Genomic DNA, 16,012 nt, shown 5'->3' with positions numbered 1-16,012 from the left:
CGTTGGTGATAGCCGTCATATAGATAAACATGCCAACAGCAAAGATTGCGAGCGCAACTATAATCGCCGTCATTGCGATTGCGGTCAGTTTCGCGCCGAGTTTGAAACCCCGCCATGATTCGGCACGAAGAGACGACGTATGTGGAATTGCAGTTGCAGTGTCTGGGCCAGTAAGAGGCGGAGAGAACGGATTTGCGTCAGTCACAGCAGAAGATTCGCACAATGCTATCAGTCGGGTAATGCCACCGTTCACCGGACCGCGGCGAAAGACATTGATTTCACCAAACCGCGCGGCCCGCGGATCCCTTTGCAACGGTTTGTTTTTTTGCGATGTCAGGGTACAAGTTCATTTTCATCAGGCATCGACTTGCGGTCTGTACAGCGTCGCAGAAGATTGCAAAGAAGGTCTGCAGAGTCGTTAACGATGTTAGAGGCGTCGCCCTTGATTTTCGAACCATGTACAGCAGCCGAACGTGAATTGTAGAGGCGTTTCACGGCATCGAACACCGTTTGGCGTTTGCTAGCGTCGTCGGGGTGGAGAAACCGGGCAATATACAGACTAATCCGGAATCGGATTTCAGTGCTTGTCCCAAACATACATTCGATTCCAGCCCAGAGAATCGCCAGTTGAACGCGAGCCATCGAATGCCAGCGGTATGTTGCAAGGCAATGCACAGCAGTCTGAAATTGGTCGTTTTCAAGCAGTTGTCGAGCGTTTGCAAAATTGCTTGCGATCCAATGCAAATCGTCATCGGTGATTTGGTACGGCGTAGAGTTCGTGAGTCCGCGCATGTGGAGATTGGTCGCGTTCAGCGTACTGTCTGCCGATATTGCGTTGGCAGAAGTAGTGCTCTGCAAGTTGAAGCCAATCTCGGTGCGAAAAAACGCACTGAGCAACAGCACATCCCACGATGAATTCCATGCAACTACCGCCAGTTCTTTGGGCGTGTGAGCAGTTATCTCGAACTGTGCTGTGACGCGAGGGATGGATGCCGCAGCGACCGCGATATCGTCAGGTTGCGTACACGCAAAAAGCATTGTTTGAAGGTCAAGGTGTGATGTATCAGCGGGCTGCAACTCAACGCCTTCACTGAGACGAACGCAGTGAGGTACGGCGATCCCGCTGAGGAGAATGTATGTGACGTTACCAGTTCCTACGACTTGCATCTGGTCTCAGCAAAATAAAGAATCTATGTAAGTCCGAGGTTTGATGGGTGGGAGCCATTTATTCACAATGACTGGCGACTCGGACCCGTGATCTGAGCAGCTTGGGGCTGCCTGTCACATTCGCTCCACCCACCAAACACAAGGATTCAAAGCAATGAAGATTCTCGCACTTGACCTCGGCCCAGTCAAACCAAAAGAAGCGGCAACTCCGGTACACGCTTTTTCGATCCAAAGAATCGAAAGCCCAGGTTCATGACAGTTCCGACGACGCGCGAGCACATGGACTCGCTGTTCACCAATCACCAAGCCGACCTGGTCGTCATGGAGGCCTGCGGCCCCTCGGGATGGATCAATGATCTGGCTGAAGCTCATGGGCACAAAACACTCGTCTGCAGCACCAACGAGGAAGCCTGGCGGTGGGCCAACGTCAAACGCAAAACCGATCGCGACGACGCCCTGAAACTCGCTCGCATGGCCGCCATGGGCGAACTCAAGGGCGTCCACACTCCAGCACCGTGAATTTCGATCGCTCGTGAAGTATCGCAAGACACTCGACCACCGCGTCAACAAGGCCAAGAACACCATCCGCGCCTGGTTCGTTAACCATGGCATCGAGATCGCCACTGGCGAAAAAGCCTGGCACACCGGACGGGAAAGAATCAACTCGTTCCGCAAGCCACTTACCGACTGTAGCCCCGATGAACTTTGGAAGGGGCAACTGGACATTGAGCTCACCATCCTGGATTCGCTGACCGAGCAGCTCAACACGGTCGTCTAGCGTCTCGAAGCGATCGGAAAGACCGACGCACGCGTTCGGCGTGTGCAAACGATTCCTGGCGTGGGGCCTCGTACCGCCGAGATCCTGGTTGCCTGTATCGACGCCGCTCATCGCTTTGAAAGTGGAAGACAGGTGTCAGCCTATTTCGGGCTGGTGCCTCGGCAGTATCAGTCCGGAGAAACGGATCGCAATGGACGGATCACAAAACGAGGCAATCCACTGGCAAGAACGATTCTCGTCGAGTGTGCCTGGGCGTCATTGCGTTACAACCCTTGGGCCAAGGGAGTTTACGAACGAATCTACGGAGGTCAGAAGACACGCAAGAAGAAGGCAGCGATCGCGTTGGCTCGAAAGATTGCCGTGATCGCTTGGGCGATGCTGCGAGATGAAAAGGACTGGGAACCGGCCAAGATGATTGAAGTGACTGAATCCTACGGCGGTCAACTTCCCATGGATAAGAAAGCCTTCGAGGCGATGCCGAAGAAAGAGTGCCGACACAAGCGGAAACGCCGGTTGGCGAAAGAACGCAAAGCGGCTGAGGAGGCCAAGACTGAAACAACGAAAACAACCAGCAAGGCGAAGAAACCGTCCATCACCAAGCCCAAACGGACTGTCAAGAAGTTACCTCGCCAGCCAACTCAGAGACGAGCAAGACAGCCAGTATCGCGTGACTGATGTTCTGACATCGAGATAACGAATCGGACCTTTGGGCTTCCTCGAAATCCCAATCCTCGCAATTCATCGACACGACCACCTCAATCAAACAAGGAACCTGCTGAATCGAACACGCCCCAAGGACCAGATCCCCCCCAGTGTGTCAGCACCGACGTAGCCTGATGCCGAGCGGCTCGCCTAGGAACCTGATTGCGATCGAGCAATCAGCAGAGCTTTCGGACACATCGCTCTAAAGAATGTGCGGCACTCCTGGACCAACTCTTACTGCTCGTGTCCTCCAAGAGGACAGAAGCCTCCAGGTAAGAGCCAGCCGAAAACGTTTCGAACCAACCAAGTGGTTTGAACCGTGCATGGATAACTGAGACTGCGTCGCCAGCGTCCACGAACGTCGGCCCTCCAGGACTCAAGAACGCTGACAACTCGAATAGTCGTTTAATCAAGCTCCTTGGCGTTGCCTGACCGAAACACCGAACGAACCGAACTCGTTATGGCTTCACCGGCCGGTGCCGTTACCTACGCCATTGATCGGTCGCCACTACTGCGGCGAGCGACCGATCAACGCCTCCGGCAACGGCCCCTCGATCGACTCAGCAAACAAAAAACATAAAATAAACCCAAACACCCCACTTGCCAACCTCGGACTTCATAGTCGGCAGTGATCACCGAGCCGGGACGATAATCTTGCAAGCAGAAAAATCCGCACGCAAGCCCGGCTTCGCGTGCATCACATTGTTATGCTACGACCCGAACATGTCTTGCGCCTGTTTGGAAAGAGTCAGAGCTGAATCTACGAGCTGTTTCGCATCTTTCGTCGCATCTTGTTTGTTGCTTTTTGCAGAGGTTCCAGCAAGAGCTTTGGGCGAATTTCTATCGACCTGAGCAAGCACATTGACGACCTGCGTGATCGTAGCTTCCCCGTGGGAAAGAGCAACCTGCAAGCCCAAATATCGGGATTCAATTCCCGTCAGTTCATTCTGAAAGTACTTTATGTCGTCAAGGCTAAGTCGGTATAGACGCAAGAAAAAGTAAGCGAATACTTCCACAAACATTACAAGTGAAATTCGTGGAAGGAGATACAATAGAGCGTTCGATAGCGAAACATCGGATATCGGTTTGGAGAAAACTACAAACCCAAGAATGACAAGACCTGTGAGCGCAGTGACGAGCCCGATTACCAAATTGATGTTGCCGCGTTTGCTCAGTGACTCTACTTCACGAGAGAGTCGGCTGGTTGTTTTTTCGTATGCCTGTGCAACGGCTTCCATTGGGATTTCAGCTGCGATGCGAGTTGAAACCTGTTCTTCGATAGCGCTGATAACCGAATCGGCGGCTTCATTTCTAACCTGTTCTCGAAGTTGTTCTACCAATTGCTTGCGGTCGTCATCAGAGATCGTGGCGCCACCGCTTTCATGACGAAGTATCGCTATCTGGCGTTTTACGTCCTCGATCTGACGCAATGTTCTACTGCCAATTGGAATTGGCGATTCACTTTCATCTTCGGAGTCAAGTCGAAGGTAGCGCAGCATCATTGTCGAAAGACCTGCCACCGACGCACCAATGAAGAGTGCCGTAAAACGAAAATCTGAGCCTAATGAATCTCCCAGCGAAAATACTGATGTGGCTGCAGCCACTATGGTGACGAGTGCAATTACAGCTGAACGTATGTTGTCAGGATCAAATTTCATTATTCTTAAGTAGCATAACGTCCGCCGTCACCAGGCACGGAGGGACGACTTTCCATTGGTAAAAACTCGCAAGCCGTGCTCCGCGTGCACGGCTTGGTTCTGGCTCATTGCGGGCGAGAACTGAGGGCGTTGACACTCAACTGTCGAGTTTCGCCATTCTGGTTGGCTTGCCAAATTGTACCTGAATCGACACAGAGACAGGAGAGCCAGCGCCGCTTGCACGCACCGGTGTCGATACATATCGAAAATTCATTCGCGACGGGCAGACCCGAGTCTTGTGACTTATGTCCGCATACCATGAACTTGCCGGAAATGTGCCCGGGAAATTGGTCTGAGTAGCGATCCCAAAAGAGAGTGCGGTCAGATTGTTGATCCATGGGCAGAGTTGGATCGACCATTGCGTGAACGAAGACGTGTGTCTCGGTCTCGTAGTACGGCAGAAGATTTGAAAGGAATTGCCAGTGCGAATCGGGGATATCGTCTAAGTCAGCAGCGCCATCGTCGCCCGTCGCGTAGGAATCAAGAGTTTCAATCGCTCCAAATTGCCCCCAGCGGAGTTTGTCCGACTGGTTTATGCGGGCGTTAAGCATCATCACCTCGTGATTGCCGCGAAGAGCCACCAGCGAGTTCGTCTCGCGAAAGGAAATAAGCCAATCGATCACGTCTTTGGTGTTCGGACCACGATCGACATAGTCACCGAGCGTCACAACGACGTCCGAATCACAGACGCCTACGAACGACACCAATGTGCGAAGTGCGTCGAAGCAACCGTGAATGTCTCCGATGGCAAGGTATCGAGTCATACAATGGAACCGCTAACCAATAAGGATGTCTTGGTGCCAGAACGTCGGCCGTCACCGGGGACGGCGAGTTGATTTTCCAGTTGTAAACACGCGATACCGCCCTCCGGTGCACGGAACGGTTACCCGCCGCCCTGTTGTTGCGGCAGAAACTCTTTGAACGATCCCCAGTCTGGGTCACGTACCGCCATGCATTGCACGTCATGCGTTTCCGATTGTTTTCGCAACGATTCGTGTAGTGACCCGATGTCAGCACCCTCTGCGATGTAAAACACCAATTCCTTAGCGTCTGGTGCAGTCAGCGTCAAAACATGAATTCCGTGAGTCTCGGCGGCCACGGCATCCCGGATTTTGTCTTCGAGCGTCGCAACCGCATCGTTCTCGTCGGGGTTCGGGACGCCGTATTGCGGTTTCTCATTAAACGGAATCGCGAATCCAAGTTTGATGCCGAGTTCCGGATGTCCGATATACGGTTGAGCGGATTGGTTGAGTCGCACAAAGAGTGTGCCGTCTTGAAGCGGAATCTGTCCAAGCTTCCATCGGTCTTCCAACGCGTTTAGCGATTCCAAGTTTGCGTCCATCGTGAATCAGGATTCCTTCGGTCGGGTAACGGCGGTCGTCACCGAGCACCGCCAATGTGTTTTCCATTTGTAAAATCAAGATGCGGTGCTTCGGTGCACGACATGGTTCGCCGCATCTGAAGCGGAGTCGCGTCAGCCAACAGGAACGACGATGCGCAGTAGTTTACAGATCGCAGTGACCGCGAGCAAACTCGTCATTACCTACGTTGGCAATATCGACTCATTTCGCATTCGATACCACTAGATTACATATACAGAAATCGGTGTCACATTCATTACAAGACGATGATTGGTTGAGGGACGATTGATGGGTAAGAAAGTAAGTACGGTCGCCAGCATCCGGCGCGGAGACAAGGGCAACCAGGTAGATGATTACAAGATCACTGTGAATCAATATCGCGGGAAACCAGCGTGGAAAATGCCGCCGGAACGCACGCAGATTCTGTTGCGTGCAAGAATGACGTACCCGTACAAAGCAGACACGGCGGACGAGAAGAACATGGCTAACATTTGGATCGGGATGACCCGAGAGTACGCTGAAAAGGTCGCGATTGCGATGTTGCGTGAGTGCTACAAAGGCGAGCATCCATCGGTGCAGCGATTGCTCGACCTGTTTGAAGGCAGCAAATGATGACTTGGTCGGCGAACGGTGGCCATCAGCGGGCACGGACGGTTGATTTTCCATTGTCAAAAAACTTGCAAGCCGTGCTCCGTTGCATGGCTTGCTTATCCGCCGTTTTGTCTGGTTCTGGGATCGCCGCGATCACGTCGGCACCAGCAAAGCGAAACCACTGAAGGCAACGACGATACCAGCACAGAATAGCAGGTACAAAAGGCTTCGACGATGGCGAAACCAGTTCCAGCCCGCGAACGCAGAGAGGCAGGTAAACGAGAAGAGCGATAAGAACCCAGCGAGCGTTAAGCCGATGAATAGGTTTCGCTCGGCGGCGCCACTAAATCCAGACACCATCGCAATAGCGAACACGACACCAGCGGCAGGGGCCGCGAACGTCGCGGCGAGAAAGCCTATCAGTATGTCGTTGCGAATACCGCACTGTGGAGCGGAGGACGAATCAGTCGGAGTCGGAGGTTCGGTCATGTGAAGGAATCGCGGACTAACGAAGCATCAGAATCAAGCGTGCCAAGTCGGATGACGCCCAGCATCACCGGGCAGGGGTGACGGAGTGGAGGTGGTATAATGACGAAGGCAACCACCAGAACGAAGACACACTTGCTCCGGTGCATGCATTCGTTATCCGCGTCATGGAATGCGGTTGTGCAATGACGCCTCTATTGCCTCAGGGCGTTGGCGATCACCGAACACGCCAAATACGACCACCTCGTCCTTGATCACATCGTAGTAAATCGAATACGGAAAGCGTTTGGAAACAGCGCGAAAGAAGCCAAATTTCTTCGAGTGAGTGCCGGCAAAAACTTTCAGGGATTCGATGTCAGAGGCGAGGCAATCAACAAAATACGCACCTATTCCGCTCAGTCTCGATTCATAGAAATCTGCTCCACGCTCCAGGTCAAATTCCGCCTGTTCGTGCAGTCGGATTCTCAACCGTGCCGCTCCCGCAATCGCTTCTTAGCATCGGCCCAGTCAACGAGCTTTGCCGTGCCATCCTCCAGTGACGCTCGCCGCTCGGCGAGCACATCACCATGCCAGTCGGGCGGCTCGGTTCCTCCCGGATCCGCAGACAGGCGGTCCCAGATCAGCTGCAATGCTGCAATTTGCTCGGTTCGCGACATGCTGTCGACGAGAGTTTCAATTCCCATTTCAGTTCTCCCCATCGCGTCATTCTAGCCAGGACCTCGCGAGATCGCAATCAAGCCCAATGTCAACCGGATAACGGTAGCGATATGCGGGCGGCGGCGAGAGATTCTACCATTGCCAAATCGGCCACCACCGCCGCTCCGTATCATCGCATGGCTATCGGTTGTTTGTGTCAAGATCAGTGTGCCGTTCAAGAATCACTTGTGCGCGACGAGCCACGCTGTAATCACGGGCAATACAGGCGGCTAAGCCGGATCCGATCACGACCAAGAATGGCCATGAAGACAGTCCATGCCAGCGCAAAGTACGAAAAGATATACCAATCGCTCCAATGCCGAACACAATCGAATTTCTCCATTGCCTAGCAATTACGCGGTTCGCGACTTCCCTGTAATTTCCAGCGTGAATCGCCTGATGCTCGTCGTAAGCAAGTGCGAAGTTTAGTCGAAGCTCATCACCCATCGTGAGGTCACTCGTTGCGATATCAAGCCTTTCGGATTCGTAGATCGTGTAGGCAGTCATCAAGGCGACAGAGTTGAGATGGCGACGCATCGCCCAGATGCCGCACGCCGTCGTCACAAGCAGTCCCGGAACGTAGGCGAATGGGGAAGCAAGGCTGTAGAAAGAGAAGAAGAGCGAAATTGCAGCCAGAGAGGCAAGAGCTAGAGTCAACACCCAGCGTTTTCGGACCACATAGTGAACAAGAAAACCGAGATCGGACTTATGCAGCAGTTGATGCTGTTCGTAAGTCAGATGAAACGATTTGAGCTGCCGGACCAAGTCCGCGCGAAGGTCGTCTAGTTTGTGAGTAGCATCGGAAAGTGCCATCGTGACGTTTAATTCAACCTTGTTCCGATAACGAATCTGTGAACTCCGTGGTTTGAGGCGACTCGGCTGGATACACCTGCTGACCAGGCCGTGATCTCGATCTTTCGATCGGTCACAATCAACACTTCTAACACGTTGACTCCTCAAACCACGGAACCACTCCATGATTATCTGTTCGCTCGACCTCGGCAAGTTCAAGTCGGTCGCCTGTTTCTTTGACAACCGAAATTAGCGTTATCGATTCGAAACCATCCTCACCAAGGTTTCTCACGTCGATCAACTGTTCGAGTCCAATCCAATCGACCTTGTCGTCATGGAAGCCTATCAAGATCGACACCGGAGCACGCGTCTGGAACAGCGGCCGCGCCCATATCGACTCCCACCGCAAACCAATCCATGAGAGTGGCACCGACGATCTCTGGAAAGGACAACTCGACAGCGAACTGAAACAACTTGATGAGCTCACCACTGAAATGGAAGCGATCGAACAACCTCTGGAACTGTTCGCTGCCGACAACGCCCACATCCAACGCGTGATGACCATCCCCGGCGTGGGTCGCAAGATCGCCGAGATGCTCGTCGCGGCAATCGATGCCCCACATCGCTTCAAGAGCGTTTAACACATCTCCAGCTATCTTGGCGTGACCCTAGGATAAATTCTTTCCGGCCAGTTCGTGACGAAGACTGTGACTGGCGATGCCCTGAACGCGACAAGCTCAAGCGATCGGATCATACAGCAGTAGTCAATGAATCAAGCCGACTCGTTAGCACTGCAAGGAATGACGAGACGACGCTGTCACTGACAGACTTAGCTAGCCCAAGTCCAAGCGTCGACACCTCGAATAGTCGTAGAGTACCGAATCGGATCTCGCCGATACTCGCAAGCGTCAACGTTCAAAGTCAGCCGAATCCACCCCCAAGACAATAAGACGGAAACTGAAGAATCACCGATGTAGAAAAAGTCACCAAAAGCGGCCACACGCCTCTGGTCAAACCACGGACTTCATAGTCGACACGCGTTACCGGAGCACGTGAGTTGATGTCCCATTTGTGAAACCTTGCCAACGGGCCTCCGCGTGCACGCGATGGTTATCCTCCAGCCTTCGTGCCAAGTGCCCCCCACAAACGCATCGGTTCATGAATGTCTAGTCCTGGGAAACGTTCTCGCATTCTCGACAGCGCAACGGAATCAGGAGCGTCGCGAATAATCGACACCGACTTCAAGGATCGTAGCATCAGCAAGTCATCGAGTACAGCTTCGTCCAAAACATCCATATCGATCTGTACGGAGGTGATTGGTGAGAAGCAGTAGATCTGAAGCGATGCGGGAAGAAACGACAAACACTTCGGTGTCGCGTCGTTCCTCCAGGCCCTTCCTGCAGTCGGAACAAATTTTCCATCAACAATCATATGGTAGCCACCGGAGTGCCGCGGCTGATGAGACAGATTGACGACAAGAAAGTGGACGCCGTACTTTTTCTCGATCGCTCGTATCACCAAAAGCTCATCTTCAAGCGTCCGGTGCAACATCACCGGCGCCGCAAATAGAATCGCGAAAACAGCGACAATCACCAGTGAGCGACGAATCGTTAAACGCATTTCATTCAGTCGGATAACAGCGGCCATCACCGAGCACGGCCAATGTGGTGTCCATCTGCAATCGCCCCATGCCGTGCTCCGGTGTATGGCATGGTTATCCCATCGTTTTCAGGTGAATCTCGTTCGGCGTTTGGACCGCAGCATGAATGGTGGCCCCAACACTTGAATCGTGCTGGAACCAATCCTTGAGCAGCGTACCGCCCATGATCCTTGGTGTCGAATTCGAGTTCGCGCGGCGGTTAACCGAGCCAATGATTGGGAAATCGGACTGTCCGCAGAAAATATCTATCTGCTCGCCATCACCACCGAAGAACCGTTCGTGTTCGACGGTGACATTGAAGAATCCCCTGTTGAAATACGTCGTATGCAATTGAAATTGAAACTCGGTCTGCGGCGGTGAAGAATCTAGCGTTTCGATCGTGACCTTTGTCCGCGCTCCGTTCCAAGGCGGCCGAAGTGTCGAGATGATGCTGTCCTCCAGTCCTGCGGCGAGGTTCAGGTGAAACTGACCGTAGTGCATCAATCCGTTGTCCGGCAGCACGAGAATATCGACCGCGACCCCATCAGCGAGTTGTTCGCAAATCAAACGATGATTACGTTCGTTGGTCGCTTGCGTCGGACTTGGATTCCTATAGCCGCCAAGACGCTTCGCAAGTGTCTGTGTGGTCTTGCCAACGTAATACACGTTACCATCGCAAACGAACGCGTACAGGACGTTTGACTGCTTCGCATGGCGCACGAGTTCGACTTCCAACTTATCGTTGGACAGGAGCCAATGCCCTGCATGTTGAAAGCCAATTTCGAGTAAGCGATGCATGTGTGTTTGATGGGATAACGACCTGCGTAACCGGGCGGCGACGTTACGCGTTGATTTTCAGAGTCCGCCGGATTCGCCGCTCCGGTTCACGCATTTGTTAGGCTGTTGTTGATTCTTTTTCCTGAGGAACGGCACCGAAAAGCAAAGACTCCAAGTCGGACTGGGCTGGTACTTTGCCATCATCGATCATGCGGACAAGTGCGTTACGCATCATAACGTATGTTTCCATGAGCGGCGCCATCTCAACATCCTTTACCGTATGCGCCGCAACCGATCGCTCGTTATAGAGTTTGAGTATCCGCTTGTAGAGCTCAAGCCGAGAAGCACCGGGCCGTTCCAAAAAAGAAGCGAGTAGTGCCGAGACTCGGAATCGAAGCTCGCCAGCCGACGGTGCGAATAGTTGTTCAATTCCACCCCAAAGCGCAAGCATTGACGCCGAGGCGCGACCTCGAACCGTCGCTGAATCGAATGCTTTGAAAGCGCTGTAGAATTTGGCATTGCTGTTCAACATCTGGCCGGCTCTCAACCAGTTGTCGGCAACCCACGCAAGGTTATCCGTGTCGAGTGTACAGTCTGCGTCGGCGGGAGGGCCGAGAACACGTCCTTCAATCTCAAATGGAGTGAGGACTGGCTCCTCGCCAGACTCTGGGATCTGACGAAACGATTGGTTCGAAATCACAGGAACGGACAGGTAGGGATGTCGTACCAATCGCAATAGCGCGGCGATCCACCAAATGATTTCAGTTGCATCGAACGAGCTTCCTAGGGGTTTCGGCTGGGGCGCAGATTTCAACTTCAATGTCATAGCCCCATCCGCCCTTTGCCGCCTTCCAAGGGGCGGGATGATATCTCTCAGGTCCCGGACGCGCAAACGCCGTCATGCTTGTCGAGAACAGGTGGCAGTATGTTTGCCGAAGCTCTACGCCTTCGCCAATCGCGAAGGACTCAACCGGCAGCTGCACGCCAGCGATGCCTCCGTAGATCATTCCTGCGTCTTTCTGCACGTCGCTTTCCATAGACATGTGTTGTTGGTGGTGCCGGATACAGCCTAACGTCAACGATCACCGGATGGCGGGAGTTGACTCTATATTTCCGAAAACGCTGGCCACCGGCACTCCGGTGCATGGCATGGTTCGCCAATTCCTTAGCGTTTGATCAACCATGAATCCCCGCTTCGTCAGGACCATTCTTGACATCGCCGCTTACCATGATCGAATGCCCCCAAAACAAGTCTCCATCGTCGAACCAAAATTCAAATTGGCCATCTGGCAGTATTTGAATTGATTCAAGTTCCATTCTATCAATGAATCTCTTTGACGTGAAAGTGGTCTCGCCTTCTTGAAGCCACGTATCGTTCTTTAAGTCCAGAAGTTCATTGACCGCGTAGGATTCGATGCGTTTCTTCCAGGACGCCTGATCGGCCCAGAGAGCTTCGGCAGTTTCAAGAGCGTTCCCAGTGGATTCGTTTTCGTCGGCGGGAATCGAGACCCTTACAAATTGCCCGTTCCATAGCGTTTCACCATCGAACCAATTCAGCGACCGATCTAGAGTCAATGAGCCAAGTCGGTCCGTTTGAATGACCACAGGCCGTTGCAGTTTTTCTGCAATACTTTGGAATTGCGAAGAAGAATGTATTGGTTCTGAAGAGATAAGAACGGATCGGTTTCGCTCCGTCGAAAGCAGCAATCGCAAACGATGACTGGAAAACGATGCAAAGTCTGGCCCCCAATCATGATCTTGCTGAACTGGTCGAAGTACCAGCAATTCTTTCTCTATTATTGGCCCATCGGATTCTCTCCACGCCGCCAGCGTAAACATGTGGACATTGAATCCGTCCTTGTCGCGAACGGAGGCGCCCTGACTACTCTGTGAAACAAGTCCTTCGATCAGAACTGGCTCATCGTTGTAGTCAACGTCAGCGACATCCACTTCTGACAGTGAGCTTATGTTGGGTGGGGTGTACGATTCGGTCAAAGCGTTTCCTTCCGGCCTGGAACAACCAGCGATCAAGCACACGACGAGTATATGAATTCGGAGTTGCGACATTCTTTTGGCGAACGACCGGGATCAGCGGGCGGCGGGAGAAGGCATTGGTCTTACCGAGAACCGCACGACCGCCGCTCCGTTGAATCCCATGGTTCTGCTCATTTTCAAGGGGTAAAGTTGGCGTCAAAGCTCATGTAGAGAACACCGTCCTCTTCAAACTTGTCAATGACAGCAGGATGTTGTGTGAAATCCCCGTGTTGGAAAACAGATTCAAAAATCTGTCTGATCTCATCGTCGTCCACTTCGCTCTCATCGTCAATTTCAGCCGACAACGAAATCTTTGTTAGTGTTGCAATCGCATCAAGCGAAAAACTATTGCCGCCAGTTCCATAAACAAATGCGTCACCAGTCCACACAACGCGGAACTGGTCACCGTCTAGATGCCGAATTGTCACTACGTTGTTGGAACACTCTTCGTAAGATGTCATCGATCGCAAGGTGTAGATCGCTGAATGGTTTTTATTGTCAAAGTAGTCGACGTTGGCGTGCGCACCGGTTTCGAATGCGACACCATCAAGTTCACGCCATCTCGAAACGTTGATCGGAAGCGAATTCCCGGACAAGGTCGGCTGCATCTCGAAAGTGTACGGCCCATCTTCGTCAGATTCTGTGAAGGTGCGTTTTACGGCATCAGTATCAATGCACCAACGGCAATACCACTTGCCGTCGCGTTTGCCGAGATAACCCCAAATCACGCAGCTGTCTACAGCGAAGACTTCGTTTCCAAGTGTCAGTGTGTTCGGGGAAGACACAGGTGCGTTTCCGCCAGTTCGTAGATTGGTGGGGTCGCTCGTGCTACACCCAAGCAACGTGATGAGCGTTGCCGATTGGGTTACGATGGTTTTCATGGTAGCAGAACGGCGGACATCACCGAGTCGGGAGAGTTGATTTTCCATTCGTAAAACCTCGCAAGCCCGACTTCGGTGCATGCAATGGTTCTGCATCTTTGCGAATTCAAATCCGAAACGCAATTTTTTGCGATATCACTGGAAAAGAAACACGAGTGTTTGATAGCCGTGACGCTTGCGAGGTCGTTCGTTCAGCAGCATAGCAGCCTTGGCGTTCTCGGTGGCCAGACATCCACTCGAACGATACAGTTCCTAGCGTTCGGCTTTGCGATCTAGTTTTCCGCTTCGGACGATGCGGCCTTACCGATACGCGATGGAAATTCATTCTTCGACAATTCAGCCAAAGGTCCGGATGCAGGCAAACGTTAGCCGCTCAAGACACGGCGGAGGGTATACAATTTGGCACGTCCCCCGGTCCGGTGACACGTGTCTTTCGGCGTCGCATTGGTCGTTCAGCCGGCCGTTACGAAGCCCGATCCCTTGCAAGCCCGGTTACCAGCTCACTTTCCAGAAGGAATTCAATTGCGATATCTCCCACTGCTCTCATTGCTGACATCCATCTTGCTGACATCCCACGGCTGCTCGGACTCTTCCAACATGGTTTCCAAGAAAGCGAACTCCGCCCCTCAAGTTGATCCCAGTATTCCTTGGGGCGGGCTCAACGTCCAAACCGCCGGAACACCTTTGGAAAGTGCCAGCCAGATTGTCGTCTTGCTGCACGGTTACGGTGCCTCCGGAGCCGACTTGGCTCCTTTGGCCGATTACATCAACGGTCAATCTCGAGCTTTTGTGTTCCCCGACGCGCCAGTCGCGTTGGAAACGGGAGGTCTCGCTTGGGGAACCAATCAAGCGGAACTCGACGCCGGTTACAATCAAGTCGCTGCACTGGTGCAGTTCACATCGCGGACTTATCCCAACGCGGAAATCTCGGTTGGAGGCTTCTCACAAGGCGCCACGTTGTCCAGCCTGCTGCTGTCCGAAGCCGACCTGCCCGTGCGGAATCTCTTTCTCTATTCACCAGCCTACGCTCTCGATGCCACAACGGTCGCCGCCCATCCAGACGTCCGAGTTTTGATTTCTCACGGCCGCCAAGACGACATTCTGCCGTTTGCCGACACTGCCGCAATGCAGTCAATGCTGGAAAAAAAAGGGATCACGACAAACTGGCATCCATTCGATGGCCCCCACACCATCCCGGAAGACGTGTTGAGCGCGACCGCCGAGCAACTTTCGTCGACCGCTCCATAACCCCGCTCCATAACCCCGCTCCATAACCCCCGCTCCATAACCCCCGCTTATCCATCGCCCCGGCGTATCGGTAGTCCCTGCGAATCCGTAGTCCCTGCATATCCGTGGCACTCAATATCCGTGGCCTGCATATCCGTGAGCCCCGGATCGTGGTTTTCACGAAGATTCGCCTCCCCGATGGGAAGAACCCGGGCGATCCGATATCTTGTGCCTCGTGAGCACGTCCCCCCAAGAACCGCCTTCTCGAACGCCCACTTCGCCTCCGTCCGTGGCGATCGTCGGGCTTGGGCTGCTTGGTGGCAGCGTGGCCTTGGCCCTGCGGAAAACTCACCCCCACATTCGCTTGGTCGGGTGTGCTCGGCGAGCCGAAACCCGCCAATTTGCGGTCGAAAACGGCATCGTGGACTTTGCGACCGAAGACTTGATCAAGGCGTGCTCAAGCGTCGACATCGCCGTCGTCGCCACCCCGGTCGACCTGATCGCTGACACAATCGTCAAGATCGGCCAAGCTTGCCCGAATGTCCTGATGACCGACGTCGGTAGCACAAAGCTGGGAATCACTCAGGCGGTCGCCCAGCATCCCGAAATTGCCTCCCGTTTCGTCGCAGCCCACCCCATCGCAGGCAGCGAAAAGACCGGAATCCAGAACGCTCGAGCGGATCTTTTCCAGGGTCGGCCGATCGTGATCACGCCAGCGGACGATTTCCAGCTTGACCGTCCATCACCCCAATCGGGCTCAACCGCTAACGCGGAATCCGTTGAAGCGATCGAAAAATTCTGGCAGGCGACCGGCGGACACCTCGCCCGCATGTCCCCGCAACGGCACGACGAGCTGCTTGCCATTTCTTCGCACATGCCACACTTGATGGCGTCGCTGATCGCCGCACAATTACCCGACGAAGCTCGACCGCTCGCCGGTACCGGTTGGCTAAGCACCACCCGAATCGCTGCTGGCGACCCGGGATTGTGGACCGCGATCGTCGCTGAAAATCGCACCGCCATCGTCACCGCTTTAAAAGCGTCCCAAGCGGAATTGGACGCATTGATTCAGCGGATTGAAAATCACCAGGACAACGAACTTCACGACTGGCTTGCCGTCGCACAAACCACACGTCAAAACACGCCCTCATCGCAATCGACCGCTTCTAGCTAACCGCTAGTGG

Annotated in this window: 21 protein-coding genes; 7 read left to right on the top strand and 14 right to left on the bottom strand. The window is 53.5% G+C overall.

Annotated features, from left to right (window positions below; all coding sequences use genetic code 11):
* Window positions 1-333 precede the first annotated feature (333 nt).
* Window positions 334-897 (bottom strand): hypothetical protein, encoded by a 564-nt coding sequence (locus ACR3ZL_RS13380; protein ID WP_486173544.1) that lies wholly within the window; start codon window positions 895-897, stop codon window positions 334-336.
* Window positions 898-1,419: 522 nt separating this feature from the next.
* On the opposite strand from ACR3ZL_RS13380, the gene ACR3ZL_RS13375 reads away from it, so the two are divergent.
* From ACR3ZL_RS13375 to ACR3ZL_RS13365, 3 genes are read left to right on the top strand one after another with little or no spacing between them, the layout of a single operon-like run.
* Complete coding sequence (locus tag ACR3ZL_RS13375; RefSeq protein WP_486173543.1) at window positions 1,420-1,686, top strand: hypothetical protein; 267 nt, start codon at window positions 1,420-1,422, stop codon at window positions 1,684-1,686.
* 13 nt (window positions 1,687-1,699) lie between these two features.
* A complete protein-coding gene (locus tag ACR3ZL_RS13370; RefSeq protein ID WP_473652639.1) occupies window positions 1,700-1,945 on the top strand; it encodes a hypothetical protein in 246 nt (81 codons plus the stop codon).
* 42 nt (window positions 1,946-1,987) lie between these two features.
* Window positions 1,988-2,620, top strand: coding sequence for a transposase (locus ACR3ZL_RS13365; protein ID WP_473652640.1), 633 nt, complete (start codon window positions 1,988-1,990; stop codon window positions 2,618-2,620).
* Window positions 2,621-3,357: 737 nt separating this feature from the next.
* Here the strand turns inward: ACR3ZL_RS13365 and ACR3ZL_RS13360 are convergent.
* The 3 genes from ACR3ZL_RS13360 to ACR3ZL_RS13350 all read right to left on the bottom strand — a co-directional run bounded on the left by ACR3ZL_RS13360 (window position 3,358) and on the right by ACR3ZL_RS13350 (window position 5,686).
* Window positions 3,358-4,305, bottom strand: a complete 948-nt coding sequence (locus tag ACR3ZL_RS13360) for a hypothetical protein (RefSeq protein ID WP_473652641.1) — start codon at window positions 4,303-4,305, stop codon at window positions 3,358-3,360.
* A gap of 104 nt (window positions 4,306-4,409) precedes the next feature.
* Window positions 4,410-5,108, bottom strand: a complete 699-nt coding sequence (locus tag ACR3ZL_RS13355; protein WP_473652642.1) for a metallophosphoesterase family protein — start codon at window positions 5,106-5,108, stop codon at window positions 4,410-4,412.
* 119 nt (window positions 5,109-5,227) lie between these two features.
* Complete coding sequence (locus ACR3ZL_RS13350) at window positions 5,228-5,686, bottom strand: DUF695 domain-containing protein (RefSeq protein ID WP_473652643.1); 459 nt, start codon at window positions 5,684-5,686, stop codon at window positions 5,228-5,230.
* A 307-nt stretch (window positions 5,687-5,993) separates the two neighbouring features.
* Between ACR3ZL_RS13350 and ACR3ZL_RS13345 the strand changes: the two genes are divergently transcribed.
* Complete coding sequence (locus ACR3ZL_RS13345; protein WP_473652644.1) at window positions 5,994-6,317, top strand: hypothetical protein; 324 nt, start codon at window positions 5,994-5,996, stop codon at window positions 6,315-6,317.
* Window positions 6,318-6,449: 132 nt separating this feature from the next.
* Here the strand turns inward: ACR3ZL_RS13345 and ACR3ZL_RS13340 are convergent, their stop codons facing one another.
* The 4 genes from ACR3ZL_RS13340 to ACR3ZL_RS13325 all read right to left on the bottom strand — a co-directional run bounded on the left by ACR3ZL_RS13340 (window position 6,450) and on the right by ACR3ZL_RS13325 (window position 8,291).
* Complete coding sequence (locus ACR3ZL_RS13340) at window positions 6,450-6,785, bottom strand: hypothetical protein (protein WP_473652645.1); 336 nt, start codon at window positions 6,783-6,785, stop codon at window positions 6,450-6,452.
* A gap of 162 nt (window positions 6,786-6,947) precedes the next feature.
* On the bottom strand, window positions 6,948-7,250 hold the full coding sequence (locus ACR3ZL_RS13335) for a hypothetical protein (protein ID WP_473652646.1): 303 nt from the start codon (window positions 7,248-7,250) through the stop codon (window positions 6,948-6,950).
* On the bottom strand, window positions 7,247-7,465 hold the full coding sequence (locus ACR3ZL_RS13330) for an addiction module protein (protein WP_473652647.1): 219 nt from the start codon (window positions 7,463-7,465) through the stop codon (window positions 7,247-7,249). The genes ACR3ZL_RS13335 and ACR3ZL_RS13330 overlap by 4 nt, the downstream gene beginning before the upstream one ends.
* Window positions 7,466-7,619: 154 nt before the next feature.
* Window positions 7,620-8,291: a hypothetical protein gene (locus tag ACR3ZL_RS13325; RefSeq protein WP_486173542.1), complete on the bottom strand. Its 672-nt coding sequence runs from the start codon at window positions 8,289-8,291 to the stop codon at window positions 7,620-7,622.
* A 305-nt stretch (window positions 8,292-8,596) separates the two neighbouring features.
* Between ACR3ZL_RS13325 and ACR3ZL_RS13320 the strand changes: the two genes are divergently transcribed.
* Complete coding sequence (locus ACR3ZL_RS13320) at window positions 8,597-8,911, top strand: hypothetical protein (RefSeq protein WP_473652649.1); 315 nt, start codon at window positions 8,597-8,599, stop codon at window positions 8,909-8,911.
* A gap of 469 nt (window positions 8,912-9,380) precedes the next feature.
* Here ACR3ZL_RS13320 and ACR3ZL_RS13315 read toward each other — a convergent pair whose 3' ends face one another.
* The 6 genes from ACR3ZL_RS13315 to ACR3ZL_RS13290 all read right to left on the bottom strand — a co-directional run bounded on the left by ACR3ZL_RS13315 (window position 9,381) and on the right by ACR3ZL_RS13290 (window position 13,601).
* Window positions 9,381-9,890 carry a hypothetical protein gene (locus tag ACR3ZL_RS13315; protein ID WP_473652650.1) on the bottom strand — a complete coding sequence of 170 codons (510 nt, stop codon included), beginning with the start codon at window positions 9,888-9,890 and terminating at the stop codon, window positions 9,381-9,383.
* Between the two features lie 94 nt (window positions 9,891-9,984).
* Entirely contained in the window at window positions 9,985-10,707 is a 723-nt protein-coding gene (locus ACR3ZL_RS13310; protein WP_473652651.1) for a GIY-YIG nuclease family protein, read from the bottom strand.
* Between the two features lie 97 nt (window positions 10,708-10,804).
* Entirely contained in the window at window positions 10,805-11,386 is a 582-nt protein-coding gene (locus tag ACR3ZL_RS13305) for a hypothetical protein (protein WP_473652652.1), read from the bottom strand.
* A gap of 61 nt (window positions 11,387-11,447) precedes the next feature.
* Window positions 11,448-11,729, bottom strand: a complete 282-nt coding sequence (locus ACR3ZL_RS13300) for a hypothetical protein (protein WP_473652653.1) — start codon at window positions 11,727-11,729, stop codon at window positions 11,448-11,450.
* A gap of 133 nt (window positions 11,730-11,862) precedes the next feature.
* Window positions 11,863-12,681, bottom strand: coding sequence for a DUF2262 domain-containing protein (locus ACR3ZL_RS13295; protein WP_473652654.1), 819 nt, complete (start codon window positions 12,679-12,681; stop codon window positions 11,863-11,865).
* A 176-nt stretch (window positions 12,682-12,857) separates the two neighbouring features.
* Window positions 12,858-13,601 (bottom strand): hypothetical protein, encoded by a 744-nt coding sequence (locus ACR3ZL_RS13290; RefSeq protein WP_486173541.1) that lies wholly within the window; start codon window positions 13,599-13,601, stop codon window positions 12,858-12,860.
* A gap of 522 nt (window positions 13,602-14,123) precedes the next feature.
* Here ACR3ZL_RS13290 and ACR3ZL_RS13285 point away from each other — a divergent pair.
* Window positions 14,124-14,849: an alpha/beta hydrolase gene (locus tag ACR3ZL_RS13285; RefSeq protein ID WP_473652656.1), complete on the top strand. Its 726-nt coding sequence runs from the start codon at window positions 14,124-14,126 to the stop codon at window positions 14,847-14,849.
* 214 nt (window positions 14,850-15,063) lie between these two features.
* On the top strand, window positions 15,064-16,002 hold the full coding sequence (locus tag ACR3ZL_RS13280; protein WP_473652657.1) for a prephenate dehydrogenase: 939 nt from the start codon (window positions 15,064-15,066) through the stop codon (window positions 16,000-16,002).
* The last annotated feature ends 10 nt before the right edge of the window (window positions 16,003-16,012 follow it).

Source organism: Rhodopirellula sp. J20-39, from assembly GCF_057365095.1.
This window is presented reverse-complemented; position numbering and strand designations above follow the sequence as displayed.

Excerpts from the sequence above, each read along its gene's own strand:
- ACR3ZL_RS13375 (WP_486173543.1), top strand. The coding sequence starts at position 1,420 with ATGACAGTTCCGACGACGCGCGAGCACATGGACTCGCTGTTCACCAAT.
- ACR3ZL_RS13360 (WP_473652641.1), bottom strand. The coding sequence starts at position 4,305 with ATGAAATTTGATCCTGACAACATACGTTCAGCTGTAATTGCACTCGTC.
- ACR3ZL_RS13355 (WP_473652642.1), bottom strand. The coding sequence starts at position 5,108 with ATGACTCGATACCTTGCCATCGGAGACATTCACGGTTGCTTCGACGCA.
- ACR3ZL_RS13350 (WP_473652643.1), bottom strand. The coding sequence starts at position 5,686 with ATGGACGCAAACTTGGAATCGCTAAACGCGTTGGAAGACCGATGGAAG.
- ACR3ZL_RS13345 (WP_473652644.1), top strand. The coding sequence starts at position 5,994 with ATGGGTAAGAAAGTAAGTACGGTCGCCAGCATCCGGCGCGGAGACAAG.
- ACR3ZL_RS13340 (WP_473652645.1), bottom strand. The coding sequence starts at position 6,785 with ATGACCGAACCTCCGACTCCGACTGATTCGTCCTCCGCTCCACAGTGC.
- ACR3ZL_RS13330 (WP_473652647.1), bottom strand. The coding sequence starts at position 7,465 with ATGGGAATTGAAACTCTCGTCGACAGCATGTCGCGAACCGAGCAAATT.
- ACR3ZL_RS13325 (WP_486173542.1), bottom strand. The coding sequence starts at position 8,291 with ATGGCACTTTCCGATGCTACTCACAAACTAGACGACCTTCGCGCGGAC.
- ACR3ZL_RS13315 (WP_473652650.1), bottom strand. The coding sequence starts at position 9,890 with ATGCGTTTAACGATTCGTCGCTCACTGGTGATTGTCGCTGTTTTCGCG.
- ACR3ZL_RS13310 (WP_473652651.1), bottom strand. The coding sequence starts at position 10,707 with ATGCATCGCTTACTCGAAATTGGCTTTCAACATGCAGGGCATTGGCTC.
- ACR3ZL_RS13300 (WP_473652653.1), bottom strand. The coding sequence starts at position 11,729 with ATGTCTATGGAAAGCGACGTGCAGAAAGACGCAGGAATGATCTACGGA.
- ACR3ZL_RS13290 (WP_486173541.1), bottom strand. The coding sequence starts at position 13,601 with ATGAAAACCATCGTAACCCAATCGGCAACGCTCATCACGTTGCTTGGG.